The 26670-nt window shown below is 50.6% G+C and carries 18 protein-coding genes; 3 read left to right on the top strand and 15 right to left on the bottom strand.

Features of this window, described 5'->3' with window-relative positions; all coding sequences use genetic code 11:
- Positions 1-73: 73 nt before the first annotated feature.
- The 3 genes from EPD17_RS06645 to EPD17_RS06635 all read right to left on the bottom strand — a co-directional run bounded on the left by EPD17_RS06645 (position 74) and on the right by EPD17_RS06635 (position 8800).
- Positions 74-3643, bottom strand: coding sequence for a VCBS repeat-containing protein (locus EPD17_RS06645; protein ID WP_132052821.1), 3570 nt, complete (start codon positions 3641-3643; stop codon positions 74-76).
- 169 nt (positions 3644-3812) lie between these two features.
- A complete protein-coding gene (locus tag EPD17_RS06640) occupies positions 3813-5555 on the bottom strand; it encodes a RagB/SusD family nutrient uptake outer membrane protein (protein WP_114235803.1) in 1743 nt (580 codons plus the stop codon).
- A 29-nt stretch (positions 5556-5584) separates the two neighbouring features.
- On the bottom strand, positions 5585-8800 hold the full coding sequence (locus EPD17_RS06635; protein ID WP_165929546.1) for a SusC/RagA family TonB-linked outer membrane protein: 3216 nt from the start codon (positions 8798-8800) through the stop codon (positions 5585-5587).
- Between the two features lie 354 nt (positions 8801-9154).
- Here EPD17_RS06635 and EPD17_RS06630 point away from each other — a divergent pair, with 354 nt between their 5' ends.
- Both EPD17_RS06630 and EPD17_RS06625 read left to right on the top strand, forming a co-directional pair.
- On the top strand, positions 9155-9700 hold the full coding sequence (locus EPD17_RS06630) for a gluconate 2-dehydrogenase subunit 3 family protein (protein WP_132052817.1): 546 nt from the start codon (positions 9155-9157) through the stop codon (positions 9698-9700).
- A 45-nt stretch (positions 9701-9745) separates the two neighbouring features.
- Positions 9746-11452: a GMC oxidoreductase gene (locus EPD17_RS06625; RefSeq protein ID WP_132052815.1), complete on the top strand. Its 1707-nt coding sequence runs from the start codon at positions 9746-9748 to the stop codon at positions 11450-11452.
- Between the two features lie 69 nt (positions 11453-11521).
- Here EPD17_RS06625 and EPD17_RS06620 read toward each other — a convergent pair whose 3' ends face one another.
- The 11 genes from EPD17_RS06620 to EPD17_RS06570 all read right to left on the bottom strand — a co-directional run bounded on the left by EPD17_RS06620 (position 11522) and on the right by EPD17_RS06570 (position 25150).
- Entirely contained in the window at positions 11522-12382 is an 861-nt protein-coding gene (locus EPD17_RS06620; RefSeq protein WP_204743335.1) for an alpha/beta hydrolase, read from the bottom strand.
- Between the two features lie 87 nt (positions 12383-12469).
- Positions 12470-13354, bottom strand: a complete 885-nt coding sequence (locus EPD17_RS06615; RefSeq protein WP_132052811.1) for a carbohydrate kinase family protein — start codon at positions 13352-13354, stop codon at positions 12470-12472.
- 81 nt (positions 13355-13435) lie between these two features.
- Positions 13436-13741 (bottom strand): Dabb family protein, encoded by a 306-nt coding sequence (locus EPD17_RS06610; RefSeq protein ID WP_114235798.1) that lies wholly within the window; start codon positions 13739-13741, stop codon positions 13436-13438.
- A gap of 348 nt (positions 13742-14089) precedes the next feature.
- Positions 14090-16084, bottom strand: coding sequence for a c-type cytochrome (locus tag EPD17_RS06605; RefSeq protein WP_204743333.1), 1995 nt, complete (start codon positions 16082-16084; stop codon positions 14090-14092).
- Between the two features lie 116 nt (positions 16085-16200).
- Complete coding sequence (locus EPD17_RS06600; RefSeq protein ID WP_132052809.1) at positions 16201-18039, bottom strand: family 16 glycoside hydrolase; 1839 nt, start codon at positions 18037-18039, stop codon at positions 16201-16203.
- Between the two features lie 58 nt (positions 18040-18097).
- A complete protein-coding gene (locus tag EPD17_RS06595; RefSeq protein WP_132052807.1) occupies positions 18098-19447 on the bottom strand; it encodes an alkaline phosphatase family protein in 1350 nt (449 codons plus the stop codon).
- 172 nt (positions 19448-19619) lie between these two features.
- Positions 19620-20894 (bottom strand): metabolite traffic protein EboE, encoded by a 1275-nt coding sequence (gene eboE, locus EPD17_RS19920; RefSeq protein ID WP_240040763.1) that lies wholly within the window; start codon positions 20892-20894, stop codon positions 19620-19622.
- Positions 20895-20908: 14 nt separating this feature from the next.
- Positions 20909-22063, bottom strand: coding sequence for a 3-dehydroquinate synthase (locus tag EPD17_RS06585; RefSeq protein WP_132052803.1), 1155 nt, complete (start codon positions 22061-22063; stop codon positions 20909-20911).
- A gap of 90 nt (positions 22064-22153) precedes the next feature.
- Positions 22154-23101, bottom strand: a complete 948-nt coding sequence (gene eboC, locus EPD17_RS06580; protein WP_240040762.1) for a UbiA-like protein EboC — start codon at positions 23099-23101, stop codon at positions 22154-22156.
- Positions 23102-23206: 105 nt separating this feature from the next.
- Positions 23207-24190: a TatD family hydrolase gene (locus EPD17_RS06575; RefSeq protein WP_132052798.1), complete on the bottom strand. Its 984-nt coding sequence runs from the start codon at positions 24188-24190 to the stop codon at positions 23207-23209.
- Between the two features lie 45 nt (positions 24191-24235).
- Positions 24236-25150, bottom strand: coding sequence for an EboA domain-containing protein (locus EPD17_RS06570; protein WP_204743331.1), 915 nt, complete (start codon positions 25148-25150; stop codon positions 24236-24238).
- A 211-nt stretch (positions 25151-25361) separates the two neighbouring features.
- On the opposite strand from EPD17_RS06570, the gene EPD17_RS06565 reads away from it, so the two are divergent.
- Positions 25362-26072 carry an SIMPL domain-containing protein gene (locus EPD17_RS06565; RefSeq protein WP_132052796.1) on the top strand — a complete coding sequence of 237 codons (711 nt, stop codon included), beginning with the start codon at positions 25362-25364 and terminating at the stop codon, positions 26070-26072.
- 119 nt (positions 26073-26191) lie between these two features.
- On the opposite strand, the gene EPD17_RS06560 is transcribed toward EPD17_RS06565, so the two are convergent.
- Positions 26192-26425: a hypothetical protein gene (locus tag EPD17_RS06560; RefSeq protein ID WP_132052794.1), complete on the bottom strand. Its 234-nt coding sequence runs from the start codon at positions 26423-26425 to the stop codon at positions 26192-26194.
- Positions 26426-26670 lie beyond the last annotated feature (245 nt).

Raw genomic sequence — 26670 nt, 5'->3', positions numbered from 1 at the left:
GAAATGGGGTAACGGCAAAAAATAAAAACGCATTTGATTGAAACATTGCTTTAACAAGTCAAACCACTTTTTATTATTTGCTCAACGGCAATGTACGTTTCCCGCCTTTCGCATCGATCACTTCAACGCTTTGTATACTTTTATTTACCCATAAAAAACGCCCCGACTGCGACAGGAAACCTGCTCCAAAATTCAGTTCCCTGCGCTGTGTTTTTCCTGAAGTCAATTTTACCAATGCCACTACATCGGCTGGTTGCAACTGCACCGATGCTGCGCCGGCTTTGGTTCCAAATATTTTCAATGGGCCTTTATTTTGGCTGGCAGCCACCAGCATACCGCCGTTGGCACCGCGCAGCTTTACCAATGCTTTTCCATTGCCCGGAATATACAGCCCGCTTTCCGCTACCGGCACCGGTGTAAAGCCGCCATCGCCGGTGCCTTTCAGCAACAATCCATGCAGCGCATCATAGCGGCCAACAGCCACCTCGGTGCTAAAGTCATTGCCGCTGATCAGCAGGTCCATGTTGCCGTCTGCATCCACATCTTCAGCAATCATTCCTTGCAGCGGAGATACCTGCGCAGCCATGGGCAACGGCACCATCGTAAACTTGCCGGCACCGTCGTTGCGCAGCAGCACCGATTGCAGCTGCACTGCCTCCAGCCGCAGCGCACCGTTCATTTGTTCCGGCGTCAGCATTTCGGGCAGCGTAGTGCGTGCATATGATTGGTAGGTCTGGTACTTGCTGCGCATCGAGATCATTTGCTTTGACAAATCATCACGCAACTGGCCCGGAAACTCCTTGAGTGTGGGATTGGCGGCTGATGCCGGGATAAACAGCGAGGGAATGGCATCGTAGCTACCGTTTTTATCAAAATCGCCGGCAGTAATGCACACCGGTTTGCCATCGCGGTTGCGGTAATACGAATTGCGGCCCAAATTGCCTACCGCATAATCCATATCGCCGTCGTTGTCAAAATCAGCAGGCACAATGGAGGTCCACCAACCCGATGATTGCGGCACTTGTTGCACCGCACCTGCTGCGTTAAATTTTCCGTTCTCATTTTTAATAAAGGTCAACGGCATCCACTCGCCGGCAAGTGCCAGGTCAGGCCAGCCGTCGTTGTCGAAATCGGTCCAAACCGCATCGCAAACCAAACCAATGTTCTTTAATGCAGGCGCAATTTCAGCAGTTACATCGGTAAATTTTACCAGGCCATTTTTCGAGTCGTTGCGGTAAATAAATGAAGACACCGGCCGCGGGTAATGCCAAGGATCTACCCGGCCTGCTATGAACAGATCGAGGTCGCCATCCCTGTCAAAATCGGCAGGGCGCACACAGGATTTAGAAGTAAAATTTTGCGGCAGCGCCGGAACATTCAGGGCAAAATTACCTTTGCCATCATTTATGAAAAACTGGTCTTGGTAGGCTGCAGTGTTGGGTTCCGCTTCGTAGCTGCCGCTGGCAATGTACAGGTCTAGATCGCCATCGCCATCGGCATCAAACAGCGTTAGGCCCATATCTTCCGACCTCTTTTCCAGCGCCCTTTCTGCCGATCCCGCTACTGTTTTTTGTACAAATTTTCCATCGGCCTGTTGCAGCAACACCTGTGCGTTGAAGAAAAACGAACCGCCGCAAACAACATCGTCGAGCCCGTTTCCATCCACATCGCCCACAGCCAGTGCAGGGCCGTATTCGGAGAATTTATGCGGCAGCAATTTTTGCACGTTGAAGTCAATAAAGTCAGAATCATGGTGCTGGTAGCTGATGCCCAGGCTTTGGGTAACATCGGTAAAATATGCGGGGGTGTTTTGTGCCTTCGCTGTTTGCACCGCAGCACCTGCGTTTTTATAAGCCAGTTTCAATAATGTATTGGCAGGCACATTTTGCAATGCCTGTTGTTTACCATCGGGCCAGGTAATGGTTACCGTGTCCACCACAGCAACATCGCCCAACCCAAAATGCGCACCTTGCTGTATCGATGAAAGGTAGCCGCGGTACGGTGTTACTTCATATACCTGCTTTTTGCCGCCGCCGTAATGCAATTCGATCCATGCACCCAGTCCGTTGCGGTTTTGACTGCTGCCCTCCAGTTGCACCTGCAGGTAGTGTAGGTTTTTACCCCTCTCCTGCGTATTGTTTTTATACACAAAAGCCGCATCATTGATGTTGTTCATCACCAGATCCAGGTCGCCATCGTTGTCTAAATCCACGTATGCAGCACCGTTAGAAAACGAAGGAGCATCGAAGCCCCAATCTTTTGTTACGTTGGTAAACGCCAATCCGCCTTTGTTCTGGTATGCGTAGTTGGCAATTTTCACTTCGGGTATTTGATCTAAAATGTCGCGTTTGGAGGCAAGTATGTTTGCCTTCATGCGGTAGGCAATAAAGTCGTGGTCGGTTACATCTTTTGGAAAACCGTTGGTGATGATGATGTCGCGAAAGCCGTCGTTGTTGAAATCGGCAACCGAAGGCGTCCAGCTCCAATCGGTTTCGGCCATGCCGGTTATAAAGGCCACATCACTGAACAGCGGCGCACCCAGGCTATCACCCCCTTCCGGCCGTGGGCCCATATTTAGCTGGATCACATTGCGTACATACTGATGCTGGTAGCCGTACAATTCATTGTTTTGATAGCGTGCATAACTGAGCGGATTCAGCATCATTTTTTTCCGGTAATTATCCTCGGGGTTCATGTCCGCCTCGATGATGTCAACTAAGCCATCGTTGTTAATATCGGTCACATCTTGTCCCATTGCATTTTCGGAAGTGTGCTTGAAATACGTTTCGGCTTCGTTGACAAACGTGCCGTTGCGCTGGTTGATGTAGAGCAGGTTGTTGGATAAAAAATCGTTGGTTACATAAATGTCTTTCCAGCCATCGCGGTTGATATCGGTGATGTTTACGCCATGCCCATAACCTTCAATGGTGATGCCCGCTTCGGCAGATACATTGGTAAACACTGGATGCCCTACACTATCGTTCCAATCATTACGAAAAAGCTTGTCGGTATTGGGATGCGAACCGTCGGTGATGATGGGCCGGAACGTGTTGGGATATTGGTCTTTTAAAATCTCGTTGACCAAAAGATACATATCCAAATCGCCATCGCCATCGTAATCAAAAAATGCAGCCATGGTGCTGTGCGACCGGTCGGCCAGGCCATAAGCGGCCGCTTCGTTTGCAAAGCGCGGCTTGCCACCCTGGATGCCTTTGTTGATGTACAACAGGTTTTCCCGCTTGGTACTATCCGGCGACAGCGAAGCAGACACATAGATATCCATGAGTCCATCGTTATTGATATCTACCACGCTTACGCCGCGGCTCCAATGACCATTGCCGGTTACGCCAGCCGCTTCGGTAACATCTTCAAATTTCAGATCGCCTTTGTTGATGTATAGTTTGTTGGAAACCGTGTTGCCTGCAAAATAAAGATCCTGCAACCCGTCGTTGTTGAAATCGCCCACACCCACGCCGCTGCCGTTGTAGATATTTTCCACATCCAGGACGTTCAGGGTATCGTTGTCTTGCAGTGTATTGGTAAAATGAATGCCGGTATGTGTTGCAGGCATTGCCTCAAAAAGGGTATCACTGGTGCAGCCCACCAGCATCGCTGCCATCAGGGCCAGGCAAGTATTCTTCATATCGCAAACTGATCATTTCTTCTTTTGGAAGATACCATGCTTTTGCGGCACGAAAAAATTAATGAAATGGGTCCCTGCCCCAGTTCTATTAATCGTGCTTCATTCTGTTGCATAGAACAAAAAAGGAGGGCCAGTTGGCCCTCCTCTAGTTTTTGGAGCAAATGTGGGTTTAGTAACCCGGATTTTGTTTCAATGTAGCTTGTCCATCCCGAACGCTTTGTGTAATGGCAAACTCGGGGATCGGGAAATATTCGTTTTTGTTTTTGGTAAAACGTGCACCATCCAAAGCACTGGCGCGGCGCTGTGCTTCTTTCGGGAAGTATTCGTTGTTCAGCACTTCTTCGGCAATGCCCCAACGCACCAGGTCGAAAAAGCGGTGGCCTTCCATGCCCAGTTCAATTTTACGCTCAAAACGAACTGCAGTTCTGGCGGCTTCCTTGCTGGCCCAAGGTGCAGTGTATTCGGCTACCACGTAGTTGGCTGCGGGGTTGGCGCCATTCAGTACCGGCGATGCAGCGGCACGGCGGCGTACCCGGTTTACATAATCGCGGGCCGTTTGCAGGCTACCCACTTCTACTTCGGCTTCGGCAGCCATCAGCAGTACGTCGGCAAAACGCATGGCGGTAAAATTGAGGGCATTGTTGGCAAAACCCCAACCCACAGTACCGGCAAGCGTACCAATGTCAGCTTTGTAGTACGTGTTCTTTTTGGGGCTGTACGGGCCACCATAAGTTACCATGCGGATCCAGTTGCGGCCTGGGTGAATACCCCAGTCGTAATAAGGAATACCGCGGCGGCCAACGGTCCAGTCGAGGCGTGGATCGAGGTTGCCGGAATATGGCGTAAATGCATCGGTTGAGGCCAGGTTTTCATCGCTGGTTACGTCTACGTTGTTGTAGGTAGTAGGCATGGGCAAACCGGCCGCATCGGTGCGGAACGAGTTCACCAGGTTTTGCGATGGCTGGAAAAATCCGCAGCAGGCACCGGGCTTTTCGGTTGTAGCGCTACCACCGTGCGGGTAGTTCAGCGTGTTGTCGTAGTTACCATTGGTATTGGCACCATCGCCGTAAGACGCCTGGATGGAAAACACGGTTTCACTGTTGTTTTCAGAAGTTACCCGGAAGTTGTTGTGGTAATTAGCTGCCAGCGCATATGGTGTACCGCGGCTATTTTTACCATTGGCAATGATCACATCAAACAGCGCCTTGGCTTCGGCAAATTTGTTTTGAAACATATAAGCCTTTGCCAGGTAAGCAGCAGCAGCCCATTTGTTGGCACGGCCAACATGCGGACGCACTTCATCGAGGTTATCGTAGGCCCATTTAAAGTCTTCTTCGATCTTAGGCCAGATGTTGAGATAATTGCCGCTGGCATCGGTGTTGGGCACTTTGTAATCGGTTACCGTTTCATCGAGAAACGGGATGTTGCCAAAGGCCTTTTTGCCTTCAAAATGCATAAAGGCGCGGATAAACCGGGCTTCGCCTTCAATTTGCTTGGCATCGGCAGCAGAAATATCTGATGCCTGCGGCAACACTTTCAGCACTTGATTGGCACCGCCAACACCATCCCAAATGCCGGTCCACTTATTGGTAAGCTGGCCATTACTCGGGAGTATTTCAAAACGCATTACGGGGTTGGCATCCACCATGTCGGTAGGCTCGGTGCCTTTATAGGCATCGCCGCCGGTAATGGAGCCCCAAAGCCAGTTGGAGGCACCGCCATTTTGCTGGTCTTGCCGGCCGTCAAGCGTGGCGTATGCATTGATCAACATACCGTCCACACCTTTTTTATTGGTCAGGCTTCCCAGGTCGTAAACACCCTGTGGCGACAGCTCCAAAAAGCTTTTTTTACAAGAATGCATCAGTGCCATGGCAACAAATGCAGCTGGAATTATAAATAGTTTCTTGTTCATAATCTTCTGTTTTCAGGCTGGTAGGTTAATTAAAAAGTGATGTTCAAACCGGCCAGGAATTGCTTTGGCTGGGGGAAACCACCCAGGTCAACACCCAGATAATAGTCGCCTGCACCACCCGGATCGCGGGAAATCAGGCTGATATCCGGATCGGCCCCGGTGTAGTTGGTAATGGTGAACAGGTTTTGCGCCTGCACATACAACCGCACATTTTGCATGCGTGCCTTAGCCACCAGCGACCGGGGCAGCGTATAACCCAGTTGCACGGTTTTAGCCCGCAGGTAAGAACCATCTTCTACATAATACGAGTTGGAAGTACTGGTTGTAAACGAGGTATAACCATTGGCGCTGCCTACACCCAGTTGGGGCAGTTTAGCGTTGGGGTTGTTCGGCGTCCAGCTATCGGTAAGTACCCGTGTGCTTACACCACCAATAAACACACGCATGTCGGTGTAATACTTGGTGTAGTTGTAGATCTCGTTGCCCTGGTTCCAGAACAGGAAGGCTGTGAAATCAAAACCCTTGTAATTAGCCGCCAGGTTCAAACCCATTTGAAAATCGGGGTGCGGGTTGCCCAGGTAAGTGCGGTCGTTGTCATCAATTTTTTTATCACCATTGATGTCTTTGTAGCGCCAGCTACCGATTACTGCACCTGACATAGGCAGGGCGGTAATTTCAGCAGCAGAAGTGTAAAAACCATCAATCACATAACCATGGAACGAAGAAATAGGCTGGCCGGCTTCGGTGCGCAGCGCATTGCTCAAACGTTCCAGACCTTGGATGCGTGGCGCTCCTTCGTTGTTCAGTTTGGTCATCGTGTTTTTGTACCGCGAGAAGGTTACACCAACGTCAAAGCTGAAATCGCCACCGGGTTTGCCGTGGTAGTTCAGGCCCAGGTCGTAACCGGTGTTGCGCATGGTACCAATGTTTACAAAAGGCTTGGTGAGCTGTGGCTCCAGGCCGTTCAGCGCCTGGCCTACCAGCAGGTCTTTTGTATCTTTTTGATATACGTCAACAGAGAAATCGAACTTGCCGTTGAGCAGGGTTCCGTCCAAACCTACGTTGGTGGTTTCGCTGGTTTCCCACTTGGTGCTCAGGTTGCCTTCGCGGTCCTGGCGGTAGCCCTGGGCCGAAGAAGTGTTGGTACCGCCGATGTCGTAATTGGTACGGGCAGGGTTAGAGATAAAAGTAAAGAACTGGTTGGCGGGGTTGATGTTCGACTGGCTACCCATTTGGCCCCAGCCTGCACGCAGCTTGAGATCGGTGAGCCAGGAAACGCCCTGCATGAATCCTTCTTCAGAAATACGCCAGGCCGCACTTAAGGACGGGAAGTTGGCGTACCGAACTTCGGGACCAAAACGCGAACTACCGTCGCGGCGGAAGGTTCCCGAAAGGAGGTATTTACCGGCATAGTCGTAATCGATTCTGCCGATATAGGAAAACAGTGAACTCCGGCCAATGTTGTAGTTGGAAATAGTGCGATCGCTCAAGCTACCGGCAACTGCGGTGTTCAGCGACACAAAATCTGGTGTTTCAAAGTCGAAGTTTTGACCAAATGCTCGAACACCACGTGAGTTTTCCTTCACAGCTTCGGTACCCAGCAGCACTTTCACGCCGTGGCTGCCAAAGGTTTTTTGGAAATTCAGGGTGTTGGTCCAGGTCCAGTTCAGGTAATACCAGCCTTCCTCGGTAAGCTGCGTGGTACCTTGGTTTTCCGAACGCTCATAGGTTTTGCGGCCAATGTTGCGTACAAACTGGGTACCCATGTCGATACCATACGAAGTACGTGCACTGAGGAAATCAGTAAACGGCACTTCGGCATAAACGTTACCAAAAATGCGGGTAAACTTGTTTGTGTTGTCTTTGGCACGCTCCAGGTTAGCAACCGGGTTGCTACCGTTGCCCGATTCACCTACACCATTACCGCCATATCCGCCGTTTATGTCGTAAACAGGAATGTAGGGTACCATGCGGAAGGCGCTGGCCCATGCGTCACCTTCGCCACGGTTGGCACCGCCCAAGCGGTCTTCGTAGCTGATTTGCAGGTTTTCGCCCACACGCAAAAAGCTCACTGGCTTGAACGATGTGTTGGCGCGGATGCTGTAGCGTTTGTAAAATGTATTGACGAAAGTTCCTTCCTGGTCAAAGTAGTTGACACCCAGAGAGTAGTTGGCCTTGTCGGTACCGCCGGTGGCAGTAAGCTGGTGGCTGGTCATTACAGCCGGGCGGGTTAGTTCTTTAAACCAGTTGGTGCCGGGGCTTGTCCTGGAAATTTGGTACAGTGGGCCATCGCCGGTGTTGTACAAATCTGGGTTGGCCCGAGGGTCGCTGGCCGAAACGCCACCTTTAAAACCAGGGCTGGTGATGTAAAACTCAGGAACAGTGAAGGCACCGTTTTTACCAAACACCGGGTGGGTGTAGGTAGATGAAGTAGTACGCTGCAGGTAATCGAGGTACTGCGCCGTGTTCAGCATGTCGGGCATCATCTGGTCGGTTACGCGTTGTACGCCGGTATAGGTATCGTACGACAGCGAAACTTTTCCGGCCTTGCCTTGCTTGGTGGTTACAATGATTACCCCGTTGGAGGCACGGGCTCCATAGATTGAAGCAGCAGAAGCGTCCTTCAACACCTGCAGCGACTCGATGTCGTTGGGGTTAAGAAACGAAGGATCGGTAGCAGGCACCCCGTCAATGATGTACAAGGGGTTGTTGTTACCGGCCGAACCAAAACCACGGATCCGAACTACGGCACCGGCACCCGGCTCACCGGCGGTGCTGATGGTAACACCTGGGGCACGGCCTTGCAGCTGTACGGCCAGGTTGGACGATGGCGTGATCTGGAGGTCTTCGGCACTAACCACGGATACCGAACCCGTGATGTCTTTTTTGCGCTGGGCGGTGTAACCCGTTACCACCACCTCGTTGAGGCTGGCGGCAGTGCTGCGCATGTTTACAATGAGGCTGGACTGGCTTCCCACGGCAATTTCCGTGTTTTCGAAGCCTACAAAGGAAACGACCAAAACCGCATCGTTGTTGGGTACGGCAATGGAGAATGTACCGTCTGTAGCAGACTGGGTACCGGTAGTTGTTCCTTTAACAGTGATGGAGGCGCCGGAAACGGGTTGGTTGTTGGCGTCGGTAACCCTTCCGGTGACGGTTCTTTGTTGCGCCAGCACAACAAATGAAAAGAAGCAGCACAGGCATACTGATAACAGTAGCCTAATCGTGGCTTGTTTCAATGGCATAACAATCATTTTTAGTTAACAGAGAGAGTGCAATCGGGGATGAATTTAACTATTTCTAAACAGATGTCAGATTTTTTTCCTTTGATTTCGCAAAAAATGCTGAGTATATATTTTGTTCCGGAAAAAACTGAATAAACCGCAAAAACGGGCAGCATTTCTCTTTTTAATAAAATAAAATTCAAAAAATTGGGGATATTTTGAATTTACCTACAGAAAAACGCAGATCATAAATGTGTTAATATTCTTTTGCCCAATGCTGATGTTTTTTTGACCAATTGATTTTTGCCAAACCATCTACTGCCAATCATTTAAATACAACGCTACCTTTATAGCCCACCAACGTACACTTGCCCCATGAGCATTTCCCGGCGCACCGCATTGAAACAATTTTTGGTACTGGCTGGAGGCGCAGCCCTCATCCCGGCATGTGTGCAGGCCGATGGTGGCGCGGCTTCCATCAACCTGAAACACCTGACCATCAATGCCAGCGATGAACAGTTATTGGCCGACATGGCCGAAACCTTTTTACCCGCCACCGACACACCGGGCGGCAAAGACCTCTACCTCCATCATTTTGCACTCACCATGCTCGACGACTGCCACAGCCCCGAAGAGCACAAGGCATTTGAAAAAGGCCTCGACGCATTTAAAGATTTCACGAAAAAGAATGGTGGTGCATTCTCAACCCTAACTGCGCAACAGCGAACCGCTTTGCTGGAGCAGTTGGAAAGCAGGAAAGACGAAGACGAGCTGCAGCATTTTTATAAAAAAACAAAGAACCTGATGATCCACGGTTACCTTACCTCCAAACACTACCTCACCAAAGTGCGGGTGTACGAGCTGGTGCCGGGCCGCTACCGCGGATGCGTGCCGGTGGGCGAAGGCAAAAAGGCCGCATAGGCCGCTGCAGGAAATTTATTTTACAATCTTTTTTATTGAAATGAAATGGGAACCAACGATTCCATAAAGTCCCGCACCTACGATGCTATTGTCATCGGATCGGGCATTTCGGGCGGATGGGCCGCAAAGGAAATGTGCGAAAAAGGCCTGAAAACCCTGGTGCTGGAACGCGGCCGCGATGTGCGCCATATCCAGGATTATCCTACCACCAATAAAATGCCCTGGGAGTTTCCGCACCGCGGCGAAGTGCCTTATGAAATACAAAAGGCAAACCCGGTGGTAAGCCGCTGCTATGCCTTCCGCGAAGATGCTGCGCATTTTTTTACCAAAGACACCGAACATCCTTATGTGCAGGAGCAGCCGTTCGATTGGATCCGCGGTTACCAGGTGGGTGGCAAATCGCTGTTGTGGGCCCGCCAAACGCAGCGCTGGAGCGAGTTTGACTTTGAAGGGCCGGCCCGTGATGGCTTTGCCGTGGACTGGCCCATACGCTACAAAGACATTGCACCCTGGTACAGTTACGTGGAGAAATTTGCAGGCATCAGCGGTAATAAAGACGGCCTGGATATTTTGCCCGACGGCGAGTTTTTGCCACCGATGGAGTTGAACTGCGTGGAGAAATATTTTGTGCAAAGCGTTGGTAAAAGTTATAAAGACCGCCACGTGGTGTATGCCCGCTGTGCGCATCTAACCGAGCCACAACCGGTGCACCTGCAACAAGGCCGCGGCCAGTGCCAGAAGCGCAACCTGTGCCAACGCGGATGCCCCTTTGGCGGCTATTACGCATCCAACTCCACCACCATTCCATGGGCCGAGAAAACCGGCAACATGACGCTGCGGCCACACTCTGTGGTGCATTCTATTTTATACGACGATGCCAAAGGCAAGGCCGTAGGTGTGCGTGTAATTGATGATGTTACCAAAGACGCCATCGACTTTTATGCCCGCATTATTTTTGTAAATGCGGCGGCGCTCAATACCAATTTAATTTTGCTCAACTCTAAATCCAGCCGCTTTCCTAATGGGCTGGGCAACGACAGTGGGGTGCTGGGTAAATACGTTGCGTTTCACAACTACCGGGCATATATAAACGCAACACACGAAGGCCACCTCGACATCACTACCGATGGGCGGCGCCCTACCAGCGGGTACATTCCCCGCTTCCGCAATGTGCACCAACAGGAAACCGATTTTTTACGTGGCTATGCCGCGGGCTTTGGCGCCGACCGTGTAAACACTACACCGCGTGATGGCGTAGGCACCACGCTGAAAGATAACCTGGCCAAATCGGAAATGGGCCCGTGGCGGGTAGGTTCGCACATGATGGGCGAGACCATTCCAAAAGAAAGCAACTACGTGGCGCTGGATGGTTCGCTGAAAGATGCATGGGGCATTCCGCAATTGAAAATAGCGGTAACCTACGACGACAACGATGAGAAGATGACAAAGGATTATATGGAGCAGCTCACCGAGATGTTTGAAAAGGCCGGCTTTAAAGACATCAAGGCTGTAGACGGCAAACGTGCACCGGGCAACGACATCCATGAAATGGGTGGTGCCCGCATGGGCCGCGACCCGAAAACATCGGTGCTCAATGGCTGGAACCAGATGCATGCCGTGCCCAACGTGTTTGTTACCGATGGCGCCTGCATGACTTCCACCGCTACGCAAAATCCATCACTCACATACATGGCGCTTACCGCCCGTGCTGCGGACTATGCGGTACAGGAAATGAAGAAGGGGAACATTTAAAAGAAGAACTTCAAATAAAAACAAAAGGCTGCGGTGTTCGCAGCCTTTTGTTTTACTAAAATTGATGGCTTACAACACGCCATTTCCCTTCAACACTTTCGAAAAGAACAACACATGATAGGGCAGTGAATTGCCCCAGTAATCCCACGTGTGTCCACCGGGCCGTTCGGTGTAGTCGTGCGGCGTTTTGTTATATACCAATTGCTGGTGCAACTGGCGGTTGGGCTCCAATAAAAAATCATCCACGCCGCAATCAATTACCAGCGGCAAAGCATTCTTCTTCATGGCTGCAGCCATGTTCACCACCGAGTTATTGAAATATACTTCGTTGAACGGATCGTTGGTGCCGAGCAATTTGAAAAACCGCTCCTGCACATTTTTTGCAAAGTCGGTATTGATCTTCCAGTTCGACCAGTTCATATCCACGGCACCGCTCATGCTGCCCGCAGCGCAAAACAATTGCGGGTTGCGTGTGGCCAGGTACAACGCACCATGCCCACCCATGGACAGGCCGGTGATCACCCTTCCTTTATTGCTGCGCACCGTGCGGTAAGTAGCGTCAATCTTTTGAATGACCTCTTTGGTAATGTATGTTTCAAATTTGCTCCCTGCATCATGCGGGCTGTCCATATACCAGCCAAATGTTTCGCCTTCGGGCATCACGATGATGAGGCCATACTGGTCGGCAAGCCGATGCACCAGGCTCTTGTCAGGCGTTTGTTGCAGCCAATCGTGAAAGTGGCCGCCACCGCCATGCAGCAGGTACATTACGGGAAATGGATTATTGCCTTTTGCATAGCTATCGGGCAGCACAACAGCGGCTTTATACGTTTGTTTCATCACCGCACTGGGCACATCAATCGAATCGACCCGTGCAGCAAATGCAATGCTGGTTATTAAACAAAAAAGAGGCAGCAACAAATATTTCATGGCAAGCAGGTTTAAGCAATTTTTATTTCAAAACAAGAATAAGTTACTGAACATGCAGCAACCGTTTTAAACAGGATAAATGCACCACTATCGTTGCATCAGCTTCCGTATTTCATCCGGCTCGTAACCGGGGCAGGCGCCCTGTTTTGAAGCAATCAATGCGCCGGTTGCACAGGCAAATGCCAATGCCTGCCCGGGTGCAGCGCCGCTATCTAACTGGCTAAGCAGGCCGGCAAGAAATGCATCGCCGCTGCCTACTGTATCGGCAACTGTAACAGTGAATCCATTGTGCTGGTAAAGCCGATTGTGCATGCGCAACACCGCACCTTTCCCGCCGCGTGTTACCACTACGATGGGCACTTTAAAATGATCCTGCACTGCGGCCACCTGCTCTTCAAACGAACCACCGCTATCAATCCAACTGGAGAGTATGGGGAGTTCGTGTTCGTTTAGCTTAAGTAGGTAAACATCCTGCACCAGTTGCAGTGCTACCCCTTTGCTGAAATGCGGCACCCGGATGTTGACATCGAATACCTTTTTGTTTGCCGCTTTCAACAGTGCAAACAGCGTATTGCGGGAAACTTCGTTGCGGGCACTGAGGCTGCCGTAAATAAAATACTGTGACTGCTGCACCAGTTCCAGCAATTCATTTGAAAGGGCAATGAAATCCCAAGCAACGGGCTGCACAATCTCGTACGACATTTCATGTTCGGCCGATAAATGCGCATGTACTACACCGGTAGGTTGATCCGCATCCTGCTGGATCAAATCAATATCAAGCCCCCACCCTTCCAGCAAATGCAACAATTTTTCACCCCGGTCATCTTTACCAATCCGGCTGATCATGGCCGGCTCCAAACCCAATTTTTTGAGATGATAAGCCACGTTCATGGGTGCACCTCCCGGCTGCTCGCCAGAGGGCAAAATATCCCACAATACCTCACCAAAACAAACTACATCGGGCTTCTTCATATTTCTTTAAAAAAAGAATCGATTTGGAATTCTGTAGCCTGTTTAAATGCTACAATTTATTGGGTGCAATACAATGATGACTCAGGATTCAGAATCATAAATTAGTACACGATCCCAGAGGTGCTGGCATTCATCTACAAAGCGTTGGTGCACTTCGCTTGTTGGCGGCTGGTAAGCATCGTGGCCTTCTTTATTGTCGAACACGGTAAGCAGCGAATAAGAATAAGAACGCTCAATAATTGGCCGGTCGGTGGATGCAGGCTTGCCTACATCGCCAAACTTTACCGAAGGAATAGTGAGCAGGGAACGAACACCGGTTTCAAACTGCTGGATGTCGGCTTCGCTAAGATCGGGCTTCAGCCAAAAGAACACGTGATGTACAAACATGAATAAGTGGTTGTGGTTTTAATGTTGGTTAATATCGCTGCAAAGGTTAAAGATGTTAGGCATAATCAGAGTTTGTCATGCCGAACTTGTTTCGGCATCTCCTATGAATTGAATGCTTTTGATTTAAAAAGCAGCTACCCTGAATTTATAACCAAATGTCTTTAACATGAGGGAGATGCCGAAACAAGTTCGGCATGACAAACCCGCTGTTTTATAAGCACATTCAAATAAAAAATCTTACAGGTAATACCCCCTACAAAATAATCAATAATCACTGCACACCATCAAGCGGTAAAGAAAAAGCCTGCTCATAGAGCAGGCTTTTATAAAGAAATAAACAACATCATATTACGGTGCCAGCGAACGGATCCATTCAGCAATCTTGATTGCTTCTGCCTTTGGCACTTGCGGCATGGGCGGCATGGGCGTGGCATATCCCGGCCAGTTTTCAGGCTGCGGGTTGTAGATCAGTTGCACGATTTTATCCACCGAGTATTTGCGTTTGGCCACATCCTTAAATGCAGGCCCCACCTGGCGCTTGTCAGTATTATGACAAGCATTACAAGTGTTCTTTGCCAGCAACGGTTTTACGTCTTCAAAAGTGGGCGCTTTTGCTGCAGGCTTTTTAGCAGCGGCGGCTGCACGGGCTTTCGGATCGTCGGGTGTGGTAGTGGCCGTTGTTGCAGCAGGCTTGGCTGCAGGTTTTGTTGTTGTCTTAGCCGGTGCGGCGGCGGGCTTCGTTTCCTTAGCTGAGTTTTTGGTGCTGATGCCTGCACCGGTAAGTTTGGCGCCTTCCGGAATGTTGTTCAGCGTGTAATAAGCCATTGGGTGCACCAGCGAGTAAGAACCTTCTGCTGCACGAACGCCATCCAACCGGATGTGGTGGATATAAGCAGGGCGCAAACCATCTACAATAATGCGGGCCTTCAAACCATCATCCGAAACCTTTACACCTTTTACTTCGCAGCTCTTGGTGTTTACCGTTGGCGATCCATACACCGAATGGTATTTGTACAGGAAACTTTCCACGTTATACGAGGCGATGTCTTCAGCCGAAGCCTTGGCCACCGGCTTGGTAAATTCAATTTCAAAGCCATCGGGCATGGCACGAATGGCACGCATTTCAAACGGAAGGCGGTTGTTCCAAACCAGCCGTTGCAAGCCCTGGTTGGCATCGCCGGCAGAGCCCCATCCACGGTTGGTTTCGCCTACAAATAAGCTGCCATCAGGAGCCCAGGCCATGCGCAGTACACCGCTTTGGAAACCGCTGCGGAAATCAAACGCAGCGCCCTGGTATTCGCCAGCTACCTTTTCCATAAATACCCGCATGATCTTGCTCTGGCCCTGGTCGCCAACGAGCAACTGGCCGGCAAATGGACCAAAAGTATTTTCGGGAATGGTTAGGATCTCGGAGTTGGAAATACCATAAATGCCATGCGGCAACCATACAGCCGGCGGCTGCACCTGCGGAAATTCCTTTTTCATTTCGTGCAGCATCGCAAACTTTTCGTTCTGCACATTCTCGGGTTTGATGGCACGTCCAGCCGCATCGCGTTTGCGGCGTTCATCAACCGTTGCATGAAATTTTTGCTCGGTAAGTGTAACCGGCGAGCCGGGCATACCGGCCCAACGCAAACCCGCCGGGTGGCCCATGAATGCACCGCGTTTTACATGCGCAATGCCACCCGAACCGAGCCAGTCGCCCTGGTTGTCGGCATAAAATAATTCGCCATCGATCATACCCAAACCAGCTGGTGAACGAACACCTGTGGCCCAGGGTTGCATTTGCCCGTCGGGAGAAATTTTCATGACCCAACCGCGCCAGGGCACACGGCTTTCGCCGCGCCACCACTCTTCATCGCCAAAGGCCACGTTGGCCGAAACAAAGAAAGAACCATCCGGCGCAATCTTGGGGCCAAAGCTATACTCATGATAGTGACCGGATAACGGCCATGCATAAACGGTTTCGAAAGCATCGGCTTTACCATCTTTGTTGGTATCGGTCATTTTGGTAAGCTCACCGCGCTGTGCGCAATACAGCGAGCCATCTTTGTAGGCAAGCCCCAGCACTTCGTGCAGGCCCGATGCAAACTTGCGGAAATAAGGCCTGTTGCTCGTAGGATTCTCCACAATAAATACATCGCCGCGGCGGGTGGCCACAGCCAGGTTGCCGTTGGGCATTACGGTCAATCCGCCCACTTCAAGCACGGTACCTTCCGGGGCCGATATGCGGGCAATGCGGAAAAAATCTTCTTCCTTCGGCGACTCCTGCGCACCCCCTGCAATGCTTGCAGTAAGGCCCAGCGCCAGTGCCGTGTTGCGGAAAATATGTTTGTAGTTCATTGGTCGTTTTCTTTTGTCTGTAATAAAAAAGCCGAACAGCGTTAACCCGAGGTTGAACGGAGCGTCGCAAGTAAAGCTTCATGCCTGTACTGCAGCCGGCCCAACACCCGTTTTGCTTAATAAAGAATGGTGTAAGACACGGTGCCTTTTAACGGCGCAACCAGTTCTTTACCACCGGCTGCATCGCGCAGCTGTACGCCATCGGCGCCATCAATGCGCAGGTAATACGCTTTACCATCAACAAGGTACATGCCTTTGCCTGCCGGCTCAATGTTGGCCGCTGCTGCCAGCCGCACATACATATTGGCTGGTGCACCTTCGGCAGTAATGGTGCGTTGCAGGCCTTGTCCATCGGCGGCTACTTTCAGCGCATCCTGGATTTTGGCGCCGGCCATATCGTATTTAAATGTGGGCTGATCGTCGGCATCGAGCACATAACCGCGGGTACGGAAACTGCTGCCCGTTGTATCATCGGGCCATGCAGCTGTGTTGTTGGTTAATACCGCAACAGAAAATGCGGGTTTACCAAAATACTGCACCGCACCGCGGGGCCGCGAAGAGCCGTCGCCACGGTCGTGCCACATGGGCGTTGCATCGAGAAATGCACCACGCCAGATTTGCACCATGTTGCCGCGGTCCATATCGTACGTATAATGCAGGCCTTTATTACTGCCCACGCTTACGGCATGCACCACGCGGCCGTGGCGTGGAATGTCCATAAACGAACGCAGGATGGTATTGGATGGCGCTTCCACCAAAATAGGATCGACTGTGTTGCCGGAGCTCAATGCCGCATCGGACACGAGGTATTCGCGGATGCCGGGGCCAGAAACCGACAGGCCCAGCGAGGGCTGCGCCCAATCGACAAACTTGGAATAGATCAATTCAAAAGGCAGTTCGCCTGCCGGCAAATTAGCCGTGCCGCGGCCATTCCATTCCGAAATGGGAATAACCTGCTGCTTGTTGATGCGCAGGGCGCCACCACCACCGTTTACACCCATATTGAAGGTGTACGTGCCCGGTTCGGCAACTTTTAGCGTGCCGGTGTAGCGAATGAGAAACTCGTTATCCATATTGCTTACCGCCGATGAAATAACGCCGGAAGGACCTTCGGCTTCGGGCGGCAGCGAGGCGTAGTTGGCCGGCTCTGCCTGGTATTTACCTTTGTACAGCGTGTACTTCAGGTTGGTGAGTTCAGGGCGAGGTTTATCGTAATTGGTGATCTTAATGTTTCGGAATGCAACGGCGCCATGATCGCCTTGGATGCGGATGGGACCTGTTGCTACTTCATTGTTTTGCATGGCGCCACGAGTTGGCCCCGAGAGCTCTACATCTTCGTGTATTGTTACACCGTTTAATGACAGCGAAAGGATGCGTGCATTCTGGATCTTTTTGCCCGAAGCATCAAAGCGGGGTGCCTGGAAAGAAATCCGCATCTTTTGCCACAAGCCGGGTGCTTTCGACACGTTCTGACGGGGTGCATGGCCTTCGTAACCTTTTTGCCCATCGGGTTTGCTGTCATCCCAACGCTCATAAATACCACCATTATCGCCGGCACGTGGCTGGGTTACACCCCAGGAATCAAGCAATTGAATTTCGTAGCGGCCCTGCAGGTAAATGCCCGAGTTGGAGCCCTTCGCCATGAGGTATTCCAACTCAATGTCTGCATCGCCATGGGTGAGGTTGGTAAACAGGTCGGCGCCGTGCTCTTTACTGGTGGGCACGTTTACCAAAATACCGGTACCATTGGCTGGTTTCAGGGCATTGGCTGCTGCAAGATCGGCCTGCACATCGCCTGCAATGCGCCAGGTTTTAGAAGAAGGCTGGAAAGCGGAAAGGTCATTTAGGGGCAGCGCCTGCTGGGCCAAAGCCGGGTGGCTCAGCGCCACACCCGACGCTATTGCCAGTGCGATGCCGGCATGCCTGCCTGCTGCTTGTTGCATATTTCGTTTCATGTTTACAAATAAAATTTTATAATGAACGGTGCGCTATTGCACCCATTAATCCTTTGTTTTATCCTGCCAAATGCTGCCAAATAACATCGTACACATCGGTGGCTACAAGGCTTTCCTTTTGCGGTGCGTCAGTAATCAGCACCGGGTGATACTGCTGCCCCACGGCCAGCGATCCATGCGAGCCTTTGATGAGAGTAGCATCCAGCGGAATAACATCCATCACATACCGAAAACCTGCTTTTTTGCGGAGCAGTTTATATGCTGCGCGGGCTTTCGAACTCATGAACATTTCCACCGGGTCGTAACCGGGTTTTTTATGAATATCCACCACACGGGCATAGTCAGGCGCTACCGCATCATCGAGCCAGAAGTAGTAGGTAAACCAGCTTTGCGCATCGGCCATCAGCACCAGGTCGCCGGCACGTTCATGATCGATGTGGTGATCTTTTTGCGCTTCCCGATCCAGCACGAGGGCCACGCCGGGCAAGCCCTCCACCAGTTGCCGTACCTTTTGCAACACCGAAGGGTCGTTGATATAAATATGCGCTACCTGGTGGTCGGATACGGCAAAAGCCTGCGAAGCGCCTGCATCGAGCAGTTCCAGTCCACGCTCCACCCGTACCTGGATCAGACCAGCCTGCCGCAACAAGCGGTTGATGTGAATAGGTCTACTCACCGGTGCAATGCCGTACTCCGAAAGCAAAATTATTTTGGCACCAACGCTTTCGTAATGCTGCACCAGGTCTTTTACCACAGCATCAATTTCATTCAGCTCTTTGCCCATTTTTGAAAAATCAGGCCCAAACTTTTGCAGGCAATAATCCAGGTGCGGCAGGTAAATGAGCGTCAGCGTTGGGTTGTATTTTTTATCAGTATAAATGGATGCATCTGCAATCCATTTGGTGGAGGTGATATCGGCACCCGGACCCCAGAATTTAAATAGGGGAAACTGTCCCAACTCCTGCTGCAACTCATCGCGCAGCGAAGCCGGATGTGTATAGCAGTCGGGCATTTTGCGGCCATCGGCCAAGTACTGAGGCCGTGGCGTTGCGGAGTAATCGGCCGACGAATACATATTGTACCACCAGAACATTTTGGAGCAGGTAAAAGCGGGATCCTGTGCTTTGGCACGTTCCCATATTTTTTCGGACAACACCAGTTTGTTCGACTGCTTCCAGAATTTTATTTCGCAATCCACGCCATCGTACCAGCCATTGCCCACAATGCCGTGCTCCGATGGCCATTTGCCCGTAACATAAGTGGATTGCACCGAAGTGGTAACGGCCGGCAGCATCGGCGCAAAGGGTGCCATGTGTTTGTTAGCCGTGTATTGCTGCAAAAAAGGCGTGTGCTCGCCAATCACCGAAAGGGACAAACCAACAATATCTATGACAACGGTCTTTTGCATACTCAGGGTCAAAATTCAAAAATACAGGGCGCCGCACACATCCGCCGCTTTTGGTGGCGCAGCGGGTGTTGGCGGCGCACCAACTATAAGACAAGAAAAGATCGGGAATGTACCAAAGCGCCGAAAAATTGCACGAATGTACCACCCCTTGCAACGGCTGCAGGGCAATTTTTCATTTGCCATCCAGCGCCGCCAACACCCACTGCAGTTCGCGAACAATGGAATCGGCGATGGGTAATTTTAAATCATCGGGCAACACATCCCAGGTATATGTTTCCACTTCCATATGTTTGGAAAAGGGGTGCTGCGCCTGGTGGCGGAGCACGGTGGCAATTTCGGGCTGAGTTGAATGCAGCGCACCATATTCGGCGGCAAACAAGGGCACATGATAATGTGCCCGCCATTCAACGGCCGTGGTGGTTTCCGCTGTTTGCAAAGCATCGGGCAGATCGCGGTAACGGGTTAATGAACCGTCCGCCTCTTTTGCAATTACTTGGTGCAAATAAACGGGCTCGTTGAATGGTGCAAATGCGGCAATAATGGCTTTGCGTTTTTCGCTATCTGCAGGCAATTCACGGCGCAGCGCAGCACTGATCTGGATCTTACCAACGCCAATGCTTTCCTTTTTCAATTGTTGCAATACTGCCAGATGGTCTTCAAAGCCAATTGCAAAATGACAGATATCGAAACAAAGCTGCACATGTGTACGCAGTGCGGCTTCAGCGTCCGCCCTATTTAAGCCCAATTCATTTTGTAAATAAACACCACCTAATGGCAACAGGTAATTGTTGAACCAGTGGATAAAGTCGGGGCCGGTTTCCATCATGCCATCGGGCTCGGGCTCGATGTTGATGTGAATGGTTTTGCCCGTGGCTTTTTTTATCCCGATCAATGCAGCCACCACACGCAACAGGTTGGTAGTGCCGGTTTTAAAAACGGCATCATAATCTGCATCGTTGTGCCAATAGCGATACGAAAGCGGGTTGGTAGAGATGCTGCCTTCTTCGCCGTCGGGCAGCAGTTGTGCTAAAATTTGCGCCAGCCGGATGGTATAATCCACTCGGTCGTCGGTGGTCCAATCCGGTGTGTGCACGTCGGCTTTTACAACCGTGTTGTGAAAACCACCGTACGGAAAACCGTTCATGGTAAACACATAACAATAATGTTGCTGCAGCCATGCTTTAAACGCATGAAGCCGTTCGGGTTTTGCTAAATCTTTTGATGCAACATTGGCCAGGCGCAGCCCAATGCCAAACGGTGCATCAGGAGATAAGCTGTTTTTTATCTGCGGCACATGCTGTTGCAATTGTGCAAAATGATCATTCCAGTTTTCGCCGGGATGAATGTTGGTACAATAACTCAGGTGGCCGTATGGAGTAAGCATGATGGGTTCGTGAATGGTGAATGGTGAATGGTAAATGGTAAAATCGAATCGATCATCTGTCATCGTGATACTGGCTGTTATGCAACAGCATCGTGGTGCTGCAACAATTCGCTTGCTTTAATGAGCAGTGCCGTATCAAGGTGGTGCACTTCTTCGCCCACGCCAATGCCGCGCAGCAGCATGATGGTGAGCTGTCCGCCCAGGTGTTCGCGAAACTCATTCAAGCCACGGATCACTGCACTTTGCTCGCTGCTGATTTCCATCAGCGGATGCGTAATGGCAAAGCCCAACACCTGCAGCACATCGATGATGCGTTTGTAAGCCGCTTCATCCAGCATTCCGGATGCAAATGAATAAGCACTGTCCAGCGCTATGCCCATGCCCACCGCATCTCCGTGTCGCACGGCAAAGCCGGTTAGTTGCTCCAGTTTGTGTGCACTCCAGTGGCCAAAATCCAGCGGCCGCGATGAGCCCATTTCAAAAGGATCGCCGCCGGCAATATGTTGCAGGTGCAGTTCGGCACAGCGTTTTACCAAATACTGCATCGCCGGCATATCGCGGCGGGCCAGCATGGTTGCGTTGGCTTCAAGCCAGTTAAAAAAGGGTGCGTCTTTGATCAGCGCCACTTTTATGGCTTCCGACATACCGGAACGCCAATCATCGTCCGACAGCGTGGTAAGAAAATGATAATCGTTGAACACAGCCGCGGGTGGCGCAAACGTGCCGAGGAAGTTTTTTTTACCAAACCAGTTGACGCCGTTTTTAACGCCTACACCCGAATCGTTTTGCGACAGCACCGTTGTAGGGATACGAATGTGCCGAATGCCGCGGTGCGAAACTGCAGCGGCATAGCCAGCAAGGTCAAGAATAGAACCGCCGCCAATGGCTACGAGGTATGAGTGCCGGTCGATGCCATAAGCATTGACTGCTTCCACGAGTTGATCAAAAAGTTGCGGGTTGTTTTTTGCACCTTCGCCGCCTTCCAGCACCAGCATTTCGGGTACCAACACATAACCTTCCAGCGCTTCGAGGTAGGTACGAATTTGCCCCTGCAAATCGGGATGCGTTTCAACAACGCCTTTATCAATTACAAAAAGCAGCTTGCGGGCCGTATTGCCTTTTTGTGCATTTAAAAAATCTCTGAACGCCACATTTTCGGCACTAAACAGATGTTCGGTAAAATATACCTTGTACTCGAAGCGCACTGCAAACGACTGCTGCAAATAATCCATCGCCATCTCAATTATTGGTATTCCGCATAAGGCACGGGCATACTGCACCCGGCCGGAAAAATCTGGCGAAAGTTAACGAAAATCAACACATCAGGTTACGGCAAATGCTTTTGCCAGCCCCATGGAGAGCGGCAGAAGCAACAACATACACAGTGCAGCCACCGGTGCGCCAAAAGCGGCCGCCCACGCGGCATTCATCAGGATAAGTGATAAAACACCTGCCTTTACGGCTTTGCCGATTTTGGGACCAGAGGGTTGTGCAACGGCTTTGGCAAGGGGCGGAAAAATCATTGCAGCAAACAACAGCACGAAGGGAAGAGTAAACAAGGCGGTTTCGTTAAAAAATGAAATAACTAAAATGGAAGCCACAACCAAAACATATAAGAACACCGCGCCATACATTGTATTCTTTTTTCCACCATGCACCTCTCCCCTGCTGATCATGGTAATGGCGGCGATGTACACCACGGGCACCAGTGCCAGGAACCAGTATTGCGGGATCACATGCGGAAAAATGCTCATACCCAACAACAGGTTCAGGCCGCGACACAAACCCATATTGATGGGACCAAAAATGTTTTGATGTTTGCCCCATGCATCATACAAAAGCGCAGCCGCCGCAGTGGTAATGGCTAGGTAAAAAGAAGGTGAGAGGAAATAAGGCCAGTGCACCAAGCCGGCACAAACAATACCCAGTAGCAACAAGCCAAGGCCCCAAACGGTAGCTGCATTTTTGGAAATAAGCCCGCTGGGAATGGGCCTTTCGGGACGCTCTACTGCATCCAGTTCGGCATCAAAAACATCGTTCATGACCACACCGCCACCGTACAAACCCAAAGTGGCCACCATCAACAGCGCTACCTGCAGGTAAAAATTAGTGCCTATAGTAGCACCCATTATTGTACCCTCTGGTGCTGTTGCTTTCAGCGATTGCAACACACCAAAATATGCAATGGCAACGCCTGCACCAATGTCGGAAAAAGCAGTAACAATATTTGCAGGCCTTGCCAAACGCAGCAGGCCAATCAGCTTTTGCAAGAGGAATTTATTTAAAAGAAAAAGCCACGCAACTACAGCGATCTTGTCGCTACAATACTTGTTTGAAGCAAACAACAGCACCGGCATTGCGTGGCCTGAAAATGTTTACCTGATAAACACCGAATCTTTATCAACCCTTGGTGCCTGTCCGCCGCGCAGCACGGTGTTGCCGGCAAACTTCTGGCTTTGGTCGATTGATTTTACAGAAGAAAAATCCGACTCTTCGATCTGGCCGCTTTGTGCAAATGCAGTCACTGCATTTTGATATGTTACCAGCCTGATGTCATCCACTGAAATACCGCGGCTCTTCATCAGTGCGGCGGTTTTGGGCACTGCCAGCGGATCGGAAATACCCCAGTCGGCAGCAGAGTTGACCATGATGCGTTCGGGACCATATTGTTTCACCACATCCACCATTCTTTCGTTGCCCATTTTGGTAAACGGGTAAATGGTAAACGCCGCCCAGAAACCACGGTCCAGCACCTCTTTCACCGTTTCTTCGTTGTTGTGGTCAACGATCACCATGCGTGGATCGAGGCCGTGTTCCAGCGCAATGTCCATGCTGCGGGTAGTGCCCCGTTTTTTATCGCGGTGCGGTGTGTGAATCTGCACGGGCAGACCCGCTTCTTTTGCCAGTTCCAGTTGCAGGCGATAGTATTTTTCTTCGGCAGCCGTCTGGTCGTCAAAGCCAATTTCGCCAACGCCAACTACCCCTTCTTTGTACACAAACAAGGGCAGTATTTCCATCACCTGTTCGGCAAGCGCTTCGTTGTTGGCTTCACGAGAGTTGAGGCCAATGGTGCAATAATGCTTAATGCCGAATTGCGAAGCACGAAAACGTTCCCAGCCAATCAGCGAACTGTAATAGTCGCGAAAAGTATCGAGGCCGGTACGCGGCTGTCCCAGCCAGAACGCAGGTTCGATAAGCGCCACCACACCGGCATCGGCCATGGCCTGGTAATCGTCGGTAGTGCGGGAGGTCATGTGCACATGCGGATCAAAAAACTGCATGCCCGCAATCTGCTCTTTATACAGCGGCCACTTTTCGCCGCGCTGCAGGCTTTCTTCGTCTATAGTATGGCAACACATAAGTGCAATTATTTTTTTATGTAAATAAATAGGACGCAGCAATAATTATTCGCCTGCCATCCTTGCTGCAAGTCCCTTCCAGCTCAATGCACCGGAATGGATTTCAGCCGCTAATTCATTATTCTTTTGTAACAATGCTTTTGCTTCGGGCAAGCTGCTTTGCGATATCGCCAATGCCGCTGCAGCACGTTCGTTGGTTTCGGTGCTGTACCATGCGGCTTCCACATCAAGGATATTTTCTGCATTGATAAAAAGCGACACACAGCGCCACAACATTGGCGGCACTTCGCGGCCGGCAGCGCGGCGTTCACGTGCAAAATCGATCAACGTATTGGCCAGCGATTCATTGGCACGGTCATCTAGCCCAATGATCTGGTCGATTCTTTTTTCGGTAAAAAATGCTTTCAACACCAACTGGTTCCAGGCACCTTCGGGCAGTTGCTCCGAGGGATACGGGTTGTTGCAAATAATGGCTTCGAGCACCGGCCCGATGTTGCTGCGGATGCCTTCGGCACAACGGCCGCGCCACGCTTCGGGGTAAGCCAGCAGGGGCAACGCCGAATAGAGCGCCACCAGTTCATTCATTTCGGCAGCGGGAAAGAGCGTTTCAATACGGCGTACATAAACCGCTTCGTCGGAGGTATCTAATTGCAACAGCAACCACACACGGCAAAGCCGGTCGATGCTCCATTGATTGACGGTGAAGTGGGGCCGGATAGCTGCGAATGCAGCAGCATTTTCTGCGCTAATAGCAACAATTGCTTTGCCCGCTTTGCGCGGCATGGCGGCAAATGCAACGGCCAGCGCATTGCTGCCTTGGGTGTTGAGCTGCGCTGCCTTTTCCTGCAGCCACTGCCATGCATCGGGCGCTAATTGTTGCTGCATCAATGCTTGCATTTGCTGCACCATTGCAGCCTGATCGTATGAATGAGGCGTAATAATTATGTGATCAGATGGCATGCGCTAAAAGTAAGAAAGATGGGGTAAAATAACACTTATCAAAATCAGCATCGCTGTATTTGAACTTGTCAGCTACAGCACACTTTTTATTTTTTGCGTTTAAATGTGCACCGCCCGTTTTCCAAACATTCTGTTAAGCATGCCCTTTTTTGGCCGCAGCTTTGTAACATTCGGCCCTTAATTCCATCTCACTCTGTATAAATTCACTGGTATGAAACAAATGATGATTTTATTCTTTGCTGCTTTGATTTCACTGGGTGCTTCGGCGCAACAATCCAACCAAGGTCCACGCCTCATTAATGTGCAGGCCGCCGCCGAAATGGAAATTGTGCCCGATGAAGTATGGGTGCAGGTGCAGCTGCAGGAATACGACAAAAAAGGAACGGGCAAGGTGAACATTGAAAAGATCAGCAATGCGTTTTTAGCAAAAATGAAAGGACTGGGACTGACTGAAAAAGAGGTGAGCCTGCAAAACGCCAGCGGCTACGACAACTACTGGCAGTGGTACCGCAAGAACAAGCAAAAGACACCGGACATGAAAGCGTCGATTTCTTATATACTAAAGTTGAACTCGGTGCGCCAGCTGGAGCAAGTGGTGCAGGCGCTGGACGATGAGGCTACGCAAAACTTTTACATACAAAAAGTATCGCACAGCAAAATTGAAGACTACCGCAACGAGCTGAAAATGCAAGCGCTGAAAAATGCACAGGCAAAGGCTTCGCTGCTGGCAGGTGCCGTTAATGCCAAGGTTGGAGCCGTGTGGCAAATAAACGAGCCTACCGAAAACAACTACCAGCCGCAAATGATGATGCGCATGGAAAAAGCATCGATGGATGCAGGTGGCGAACCCGCACTGAATGTTGATTTCAAAAAAATGAAACTGCGTTTTGAAGCACCGGTAAGCTTTGTGCTGGTTGATTAATACATCAACAAATCAACACACGTGTAACAATAAAAGGGAACTGATCATTTTTTTACAAACCCATATTAAAGTAAAAGGCCGCAATTGCGGCCTTTTACTTTAATATCTTATTACTGTTGTTATTGTCGTTTCAGTCGTTGATCAATGGCGGCGCCAATTTCACGCACCACTTCGTTTTCGGAGCAGTCGGAGCGCCATTGCATGCCTTGGCGTTTTAATTCGAGCAGCAGTGGCGGCTGGCCCATATCGGGGAGGTTGCCATCCAGCTTTGCTTTGTAGTAATCGTTTCCTAAGTGGTATACACTATAAAAAACAAGTGCATCCTGGTAAAATAGTGCTGCTTTGAATTTCATTGGATAAAGAATCTTTTTTGAACAAGTAAACAAGCTACAAAACTTGTCCATTACCACTCCCCTTTTTGGACAGAAAAGGAAAAAACTTAGGCAAAACGCCTTATTTGGGCGGCAGTGTGTTTTTGTAGTGGCACTTGGGTGGGAGCGAATACGATTGACGGTTTTGGATGGACGATTGACGATTGGGAAATGCCAAATGCTTTGATTTAAGGATCTAAAGCGGCCAGTATAATCCGAAATCCGAA

It is taken from the genome of Pseudocnuella soli (assembly GCF_004347775.1).
Classification (GTDB): domain Bacteria; phylum Bacteroidota; class Bacteroidia; order Chitinophagales; family Chitinophagaceae; genus Flavisolibacter; species Flavisolibacter aquaticus.
This window is presented reverse-complemented; position numbering and strand designations above follow the sequence as displayed.

What these genes read in the sequence shown, in the direction of transcription:
- EPD17_RS06645 (WP_132052821.1), bottom strand. Translation starts at nt 3,643, where the DNA reads ATGAAGAATACTTGCCTGGCCCTGATGGCAGCGATGCTGGTGGGCTGC.
- EPD17_RS06640 (WP_114235803.1), bottom strand. Translation starts at nt 5,555, where the DNA reads ATGAACAAGAAACTATTTATAATTCCAGCTGCATTTGTTGCCATGGCA.
- EPD17_RS06635 (WP_165929546.1), bottom strand. Translation starts at nt 8,800, where the DNA reads ATGCCATTGAAACAAGCCACGATTAGGCTACTGTTATCAGTATGCCTG.
- EPD17_RS06630 (WP_132052817.1), top strand. Translation starts at nt 9,155, where the DNA reads ATGAGCATTTCCCGGCGCACCGCATTGAAACAATTTTTGGTACTGGCT.
- EPD17_RS06625 (WP_132052815.1), top strand. Translation starts at nt 9,746, where the DNA reads ATGGGAACCAACGATTCCATAAAGTCCCGCACCTACGATGCTATTGTC.
- EPD17_RS06620 (WP_204743335.1), bottom strand. Translation starts at nt 12,382, where the DNA reads ATGAAATATTTGTTGCTGCCTCTTTTTTGTTTAATAACCAGCATTGCA.
- EPD17_RS06615 (WP_132052811.1), bottom strand. Translation starts at nt 13,354, where the DNA reads ATGAAGAAGCCCGATGTAGTTTGTTTTGGTGAGGTATTGTGGGATATT.
- EPD17_RS06610 (WP_114235798.1), bottom strand. Translation starts at nt 13,741, where the DNA reads ATGTTTGTACATCACGTGTTCTTTTGGCTGAAGCCCGATCTTAGCGAA.
- EPD17_RS06605 (WP_204743333.1), bottom strand. Translation starts at nt 16,084, where the DNA reads ATGAACTACAAACATATTTTCCGCAACACGGCACTGGCGCTGGGCCTT.
- EPD17_RS06600 (WP_132052809.1), bottom strand. Translation starts at nt 18,039, where the DNA reads ATGAAACGAAATATGCAACAAGCAGCAGGCAGGCATGCCGGCATCGCA.
- EPD17_RS06595 (WP_132052807.1), bottom strand. Translation starts at nt 19,447, where the DNA reads ATGCAAAAGACCGTTGTCATAGATATTGTTGGTTTGTCCCTTTCGGTG.
- eboE (WP_240040763.1), bottom strand. Translation starts at nt 20,894, where the DNA reads ATGACAGATGATCGATTCGATTTTACCATTTACCATTCACCATTCACC.
- EPD17_RS06585 (WP_132052803.1), bottom strand. Translation starts at nt 22,063, where the DNA reads ATGGATTATTTGCAGCAGTCGTTTGCAGTGCGCTTCGAGTACAAGGTA.
- EPD17_RS06575 (WP_132052798.1), bottom strand. Translation starts at nt 24,190, where the DNA reads ATGTGTTGCCATACTATAGACGAAGAAAGCCTGCAGCGCGGCGAAAAG.
- EPD17_RS06570 (WP_204743331.1), bottom strand. Translation starts at nt 25,150, where the DNA reads ATGCCATCTGATCACATAATTATTACGCCTCATTCATACGATCAGGCT.
- EPD17_RS06565 (WP_132052796.1), top strand. Translation starts at nt 25,362, where the DNA reads ATGAAACAAATGATGATTTTATTCTTTGCTGCTTTGATTTCACTGGGT.
- EPD17_RS06560 (WP_132052794.1), bottom strand. Translation starts at nt 26,425, where the DNA reads ATGAAATTCAAAGCAGCACTATTTTACCAGGATGCACTTGTTTTTTAT.